Here is a 6,187-nt window from a genome sequence, read left to right as displayed (position 1 = left end):
TTCGGCGTCCACATACATGCTGCGCAGTTTGTGGATATAGAAATACCGGCCGTTCAACCCTACCCGCTTCTGTTTGAAAATCAACGGGCCGGGGCTTTCCAGTTTTAAAGGAATGGCAACGATGGCAATGATGGGAATGCTGATCAGGCAGCCTACCAGCGCCCCCGCAATATCCATGATCCGTTTGAGCATCATATCCCGCAGTTCCAGCTCGATGGTGCCCATTGTCACGATATTGCCGCCGGCGCAGCGGCCCAGTTCCCGGCGCAGGCGGGCCGCGCTGGTTTCGTCACAGCAGACTTCCTCAATACGGTCCAGCATCTTGAGCCGGAAATGAACCGTCAGGCCCATGCTTTCCATCTCTTCCAGATACGGGATAAAAGATTCTCCGCTGTCCATGGGGATGTCCACATAAATCTCATCCAGCGCGGCACGGCGAATCCAATCCATGAAATTATCAAAGTTGGCACGTACCGGTACGCCTTCAAATTCCTGACCCACCTGTTCTGCAGGTGCATCCAGCAGCACTACACCGCACACCCGCTTGGACCAGTCATCCCGCAGTTCCCGGATCACCGCACTTGCGTGGTCCACCGTGGACAAGACCCCGGCCAGGCTTTCCATACCGCTTCGGTTCTGGGAACGCAGCAGATACTGTTTGAGCAGCATGTGGGCCGCGGGCATCATCAGGGCGTTCACCAACGGTACCGCCACCGCAAAATACCGTGAGTCCAGCATTTCCGCCTTGGCCAGCAGCATCAAGGAGGAATAGACAGCGGCCATCAGCACATTGAACCGGACCGACAGGGCAAACTCCCTGCCCGTACTGCGGGTAACGATATTTTCCCGTTGATTGAAAAAGAAAAAGGTCATGATAAAAGCCACAACCACCAGGCAGATGGTCTGCACCCAGTCGCTGATGCTGTAGGGTACAATTCGTCCCAGCAACCCATCGGTGATCAGCCACGCCAGCAGCACGCTGATGAACAGCGTAACCAAATCCAGCGTAAACACATAGGCATATTGCAATTTTTCCCGTTTATTGATCATGGATATTTTCCTGTTTCCCTCTCTGGCCTCAGGCGCAGAGAGCCTATTATGCAATTATATCAGTTTATTGTAGCATGTTTGCGGTGCTTTTTCAATTGTGTGGGACCGATTGTCAGAACAGTGTCACTTTTTGGTGTTTTCCACCCTTTTCCATTACGTTTCTTTTGTGGTTGACTTTACGCAAGGGGTGGTTTGTGGTACAATACTTTCAATTCTGAAGCTGCCGCGCTCTGGTTCGCCGGCAGTACACCGCTGCAGGGGGAAAACTATGGACCGCATCGACCGCAAAATCATCGACATTCTGCAAAAAGACGCCCGCGCCCCGCTGAAAGAGATTGCCGACCGTGTCTTTCTTTCCAGCCCGGCTGTTTCGGCACGCATTTCCCGCCTGGAAAACGCCGGTATTCTTACCGGTTATCAGGCGCAGATCAACGCCCCCAAATTGGGTTACATGGTCAAGGCTTTCATCAATCTGGACATGGACCCCCAGCGCAAGCCGGAGTTTTATCCTTATATACAACAATGCCCCCAGGTGGTGGAATGCAACTGCGTCACCGGTGACTACAGCATGCTGATCGAAGTGCTGTTCGGCACCACCCAGGAGCTGGACCAGTTTATCAATCACCTGCAGCAGTTCGGCCGTACTCACACCCAAATCGTCTTTTCGACGCCGGTGGAGCACCGGGGCGTACCCGTGGCCGAGCCGGAAGAAGAATAACTTTTGCGAAGAGAGAACCAGTCCCGCACGGCGATGCCAAACCGGGCACTTCTCCCCTTCCCGATAAGATGACTGCCCCGCCTTGCAGAAGGCGGGATTTTTTTGTAGTTTGCTATTGACAACTGTGTATATCGTGTATATACTGTAAATATCGAATATGTACAGTTCGATATAAAGGAGCGCTTCATGGAAATTTATCTGTCCAATTCCGGCCAGGAGCCGATCTACGCGCAGATCACGCGGCAGATCAAGGAACAGATCCTGTCCGGCCAGCTGCACGCGGGGGACGCCTTGCCCAGCATCCGCCTTTTGGCCAAAGAGCTGCGCATCAGCGTTATCACCACCAAACGTGCGTACGAGGACCTGGAATCTGCCAGGTTCATCATCACCCAGCCGGGGCGGGGCAGCTTTGTGGCCGCCCAGAATCCCGCGCTGGTACGCGAAGAACATTTGAAGAAAGTGGAAACCTGCCTGCAGGGTGCGGTGGATGCCGCCCGGCTGGGGGGGATCTCTTATGAGGAAGTATGCGAGACGTTACGCCTTTTATGGGAGGGCTGAACATGACGAACAACGCAGCCGTACTGCGCAGCGTGGAAAAGCGGTACAAAGATTTTACGCTGGGTCCCATTGACCTGACTATCCCCACCGGTACCATCGTGGGCCTGGTTGGTGAAAACGGTGCCGGTAAAACCACCACCCTGAAACTGCTGTGCGGCGTGAACCCTGCCGATGCCGGGGAGATCACGCTGCTGGGCAGCCACCCCACCGACCCTGCTATCCGGGCACGGCTTGGCGTGGTATTTGAAGATGCCTACTTTTACAGCGGGTTGAACGCCGAACAAATCGGCAAAAGTATGGCCGGGATTTTTGGTGACCGGTGGAATGCCGGGCAGTTTGCCGATTATCTGCAACGGTTCGGGCTGGACGCCAAGAAAAAAGTATCGGAGTACAGCCGCGGCATGCGGATGAAGCTGAGCCTGGCCACAGCCCTGGCCCACAACCCCGATCTTTTGGTGCTGGATGAAGCCACCGCCGGCCTGGACCCGGTGGTGCGCAGCGAAATGCTGGACCTGTTTTTGGAATTTATTCAGGATGAAGATCACAGCATTTTAATGAGCAGCCATATTACCAGCGACCTGGAACAGGTGGCAGATTCCATCGCCTACCTGCACCACGGGAAGCTGCTCTTCCACGAGGAGAAGGATGCCCTGCTGCAGGAATACGGCCTGCTGCGCTGCAGCCGCTCCCAGTTAGAAAAACTGCCCATCGGTACCGTGGTGCATACACGGGAAGGCACTTTCGGCTGCGAAAGTCTTGTCAAAGGCAGGGCGGAAGTGCAGCGGTTGCTGCCCGAAGCCGTCTGTGACCCGGCAACCATCGATGACATCATGCGCTTTTACAGTGGGAGGGACGCACAATGAAAGGCTTGCTATATAAGGATTGGGCTCTGATCGCGGGCGGATACAAAGCCAATTTTCTCTTTTTGCTGGTTTTCTACGGGTTGCTGACCGTGATTGGCCGAATGACTTTTTTGGCCTATGCCATGGTGTTTGTTATGGGTATGTATGCGTCTTCCACCATCAGCATGGATGAAAACAGCCACTGGGACGCTTACGCCCACACCCTGCCTGTGACGCCCGGGCAGCTGGTAGCTGCCAAATACTGGCTGACCCTGCTTTTGACTGCCGCCAGCATTCCTCTGTCGTTCCTTCTCATCGCACTGATACCGGACCCCAAACCCTCTCCCCTGGAAGCTGCACTGGGTCTGGCTGCCGCCTGCACGGTCACTTTGTTTTACTTTTCTTTTGTGATTCCTCTGTCCTACAAGTTCGGCGCAGCCAAAGCCCGCAGCTGGGTTTCCATTTCGATCCTCATTGTAGCTTTTGGTCCGGTGCTGCTTTTCACTCAGCTTCCGGAGGGGGTCACCGTCCCCATAAAAAGCGCTGCTGCCTCCCTGGATGCCACCGTCACCGCCACCTGGTCAGAAACATCGTTTACGGTAGCGGTGGTGGGAGCTCTGCTGCTTTTCTCGCTGGCATGCATTGTCATCAGCTGGGCCATCAGTGTTCGTCTCTACACCCGCAAAACCTATTAAATCAAAAAGCGGAGCACTCCCCTGCCGGGAGCGTTCCGCTTTTTATATATGTAAGGTTACAACCAGCCCCCGCCGTGCAGAATAAAAATCCAACCGGTGAGCGTCAGAGCTGAAAGCAGCGTAGTGGCTGCAATGGCACTGGCCGTGAGCACGCCCTCGTGGCCCATGTTCTTGGCCATCACGTAGGAACTGGGGGTGGTGGGGCTGCCCAGCATGATCAGCAGGGCGATCAGCTCTTTTTCCCGGAATCCCAAGGCCAAAGCGCAGGGAATGAACACAGCTGCCAGCCCCTCCGTCTTGATCAGGGCCGCTGTCAGGGTGGGGCCCGCTTTTTTCAAAGCCTTGGCTCCCTCAAAACCGGCGCCGATGGAAAGCAATGCCAGCGGTGTGGTCAGGCTGGCCAGACTGTCCAGCGTCTTTGCCGCAATGGAAGGCAGTTCCACCGGCAGCAGGCTGAACACCGTACCGGCAATAATGCCCAGCAGGATGGGATTGGTAGCTACACCCCGCAGCAGCTGTGCCGGGCGAGGTGCGCCCTTCCCCTGCGGGGATTCCACCATCAGGATCAGCACCGCAAAGATGTTGAACAGCGACACACTGCCCAGAATCATCAGGGGGGCCATGCCCGCATCCCCGTAAATATTCTGAATAAACGCCACGCCCAATACCGCAGCACTGCTACGGTAAGAAGCCTGCACAAACTCACCGATGATGGTTTTGTCCCGCATCAGCACCCGCGCCAGACCCCAGATCACCAGAATGCTGATGAGCGTAGCTCCCGCACAGAACAAGACAAACTTCGGCTCGAAATCATGGAGCATGTCCACATCGGCCATATCCAGAAAAAGCATGATCGGCAATGTGACTTTAAAGGTCAATTTGTCCGCCGCCTTACAAAACTCCTTGGGCAAAAAGCCCAGGTTGCCCAGAATACCGCCCGCAACCATGACCAGAAAGACCGGCAGCGTAGCATCCAGGCTGAAAATCAGATTCTCCATAAACTTGTTTACACTCCCCCATACACCAAAACGGGCCTTGTGCGGCCCGGTCGTTTTATGGTATCATGAAGCGGCTTATTTTGCAACTGCCTGCCGCAGCAAGGTATTTTGGGCTATTTTTGTGCGCTGTACGCACAAAAAATGCGAATATTGCCTTGACAAAAAGGTGGACAGCCTGCTATAATAAGTTGCTGTGCCAAACGGCACAGTTTATCCTTGCCCTTTGCGTGGGCAAAGGGCCATACGTCCAAAAGGAGGTGCACAGAATATGGCTAAGTACGAAACCATGATGGTTACCACCGCCAACCTCGACGAGGAGGCTTCCGCCGCTCTCGTGAACAAGTTCAAGAACCTGATCGAGGCGAATGGCACGATCGATTCTGTTGATGATTGGGGCAAGAAGCGTCTCGCCTATCCCATCAACGATGAGACCGAGGGTGTGTACACGGTGATCAAGTTCACCAGCGAGCCCGATTTCCCGGCTGAGCTGGACCGTATCTACAAGATCACTGAAGGCGTTCTTCGCAGCATTATCATTGCTGAGGAGGAGTAAGGAGTACCGAAATGCTGAATGTTGTTGCAATTATGGGCCGCCTTGCGCGTGACCCGGAACTTCGCCAGACTACGACCGGCAAAAGCGTGGCTTCCTTTACCATTGCGTGTGACCGCAACGGTAAGCGCGATGCCAGCGGCCAGAGCCAGGCCGACTGGATTCCCGTTACTGCGTGGGATCGCACGGCGGAATTTGTGTGCAAGTATTTCCAGAAAGGTTCGCTGATTGCCGTCGACGGCCGTCTGCAGAGCCGGACCTACCAGGACAAAAATGGAAATAACCGCACCGCGATTGAAATCGTGGCCAACAACGTCAACTTTGCCGGACCCAAATCCGCCAACGCCGCACCCGGCATGGGTGGCGCCAGCTACGGCGCACCTATGGCAGACCCCGCCGCCCGCCCCGCTATGCAGCAGGCACCTGCTCCGAGCTATTCTGCCGGCAGCAACGATGACTTTGCATTGATTGAGGACGAAGGCGACCTGCCGTTCTGACAAATCGATTGTAATATTCCAACAAGGAGGTTACCACAATGGCTATGGATCGTTCTTCCCGCCCGATGCATCGTGGCCGCAAGAAGGTTTGCAGCTTCTGCGTCGATCGCGTTGAGCACATTGATTACAAGGATCTGCCCCGCCTGCGCAAGTACGTGAGCGAGCGCGCCAAGATCATTCCCCGCCGTGTGACCGGTACCTGCGCGTTCCATCAGCGTGAGCTGACGGTCGCTATCAAGCGTGCCCGTTATATGGCGCTGATGCCCTACGTGAGCGACT

The 6,187-nt window shown here is 55.2% G+C and carries 9 protein-coding genes; 7 read left to right on the top strand and 2 right to left on the bottom strand.

The genetic code is table 11. The features are described 5' to 3' along the window. On the bottom strand, positions 1-1,050 hold a 1,050-nt coding region (locus tag H6B10_RS18740), incomplete at its 3' end, for a sugar transferase (RefSeq protein ID WP_204651787.1). A 268-nt stretch (positions 1,051-1,318) separates the two neighbouring features. On the opposite strand from H6B10_RS18740, the gene H6B10_RS11785 reads away from it, so the two are divergent. From H6B10_RS11785 to H6B10_RS11770, 4 genes are all read left to right on the top strand, one after another. Continuing rightward, positions 1,319-1,768, top strand: a complete 450-nt coding sequence (locus H6B10_RS11785) for an Lrp/AsnC family transcriptional regulator (protein ID WP_204651786.1) — start codon at positions 1,319-1,321, stop codon at positions 1,766-1,768. A 186-nt stretch (positions 1,769-1,954) separates the two neighbouring features. Next, entirely contained in the window at positions 1,955-2,326 is a 372-nt protein-coding gene (locus H6B10_RS11780) for a GntR family transcriptional regulator (protein WP_204651785.1), read from the top strand. Positions 2,327-2,328: 2 nt separating this feature from the next. Then, positions 2,329-3,189 carry an ABC transporter ATP-binding protein gene (locus H6B10_RS11775; RefSeq protein WP_204651784.1) on the top strand — a complete coding sequence of 287 codons (861 nt, stop codon included), beginning with the start codon at positions 2,329-2,331 and terminating at the stop codon, positions 3,187-3,189. Further along, complete coding sequence (locus H6B10_RS11770; RefSeq protein ID WP_204651783.1) at positions 3,186-3,863, top strand: ABC-2 transporter permease; 678 nt, start codon at positions 3,186-3,188, stop codon at positions 3,861-3,863. The genes H6B10_RS11775 and H6B10_RS11770 overlap by 4 nt, the downstream gene beginning before the upstream one ends. Positions 3,864-3,919: 56 nt before the next feature. Here the strand turns inward: H6B10_RS11770 and H6B10_RS11765 are convergent, their stop codons facing one another. Continuing rightward, the gene (locus H6B10_RS11765) at positions 3,920-4,861 is read right to left on the bottom strand and encodes an AEC family transporter (RefSeq protein WP_204651782.1); all 942 of its coding nucleotides are present in this window, start codon (positions 4,859-4,861) and stop codon (positions 3,920-3,922) included. A 268-nt stretch (positions 4,862-5,129) separates the two neighbouring features. Between H6B10_RS11765 and rpsF the strand changes: the two genes are divergently transcribed. From rpsF to rpsR, 3 genes are all read left to right on the top strand, one after another. Beyond that, a complete protein-coding gene (rpsF, locus tag H6B10_RS11760) occupies positions 5,130-5,414 on the top strand; it encodes a 30S ribosomal protein S6 (protein WP_204651781.1) in 285 nt (94 codons plus the stop codon). An 11-nt stretch (positions 5,415-5,425) separates the two neighbouring features. Then, positions 5,426-5,908 carry a single-stranded DNA-binding protein gene (locus H6B10_RS11755; RefSeq protein WP_204651780.1) on the top strand — a complete coding sequence of 161 codons (483 nt, stop codon included), beginning with the start codon at positions 5,426-5,428 and terminating at the stop codon, positions 5,906-5,908. 38 nt (positions 5,909-5,946) lie between these two features. Further along, the coding region (gene rpsR / locus H6B10_RS11750) for a 30S ribosomal protein S18 (RefSeq protein WP_040917474.1) at positions 5,947-6,187 on the top strand (241 nt) is incomplete at its 3' end.

The sequence above is a fragment of the Gemmiger formicilis genome (genome assembly GCF_016901605.1).
Classification (GTDB): Bacteria; Bacillota; Clostridia; order Oscillospirales; family Ruminococcaceae; genus Gemmiger; species Gemmiger formicilis_B.
This window is presented reverse-complemented; position numbering and strand designations above follow the sequence as displayed.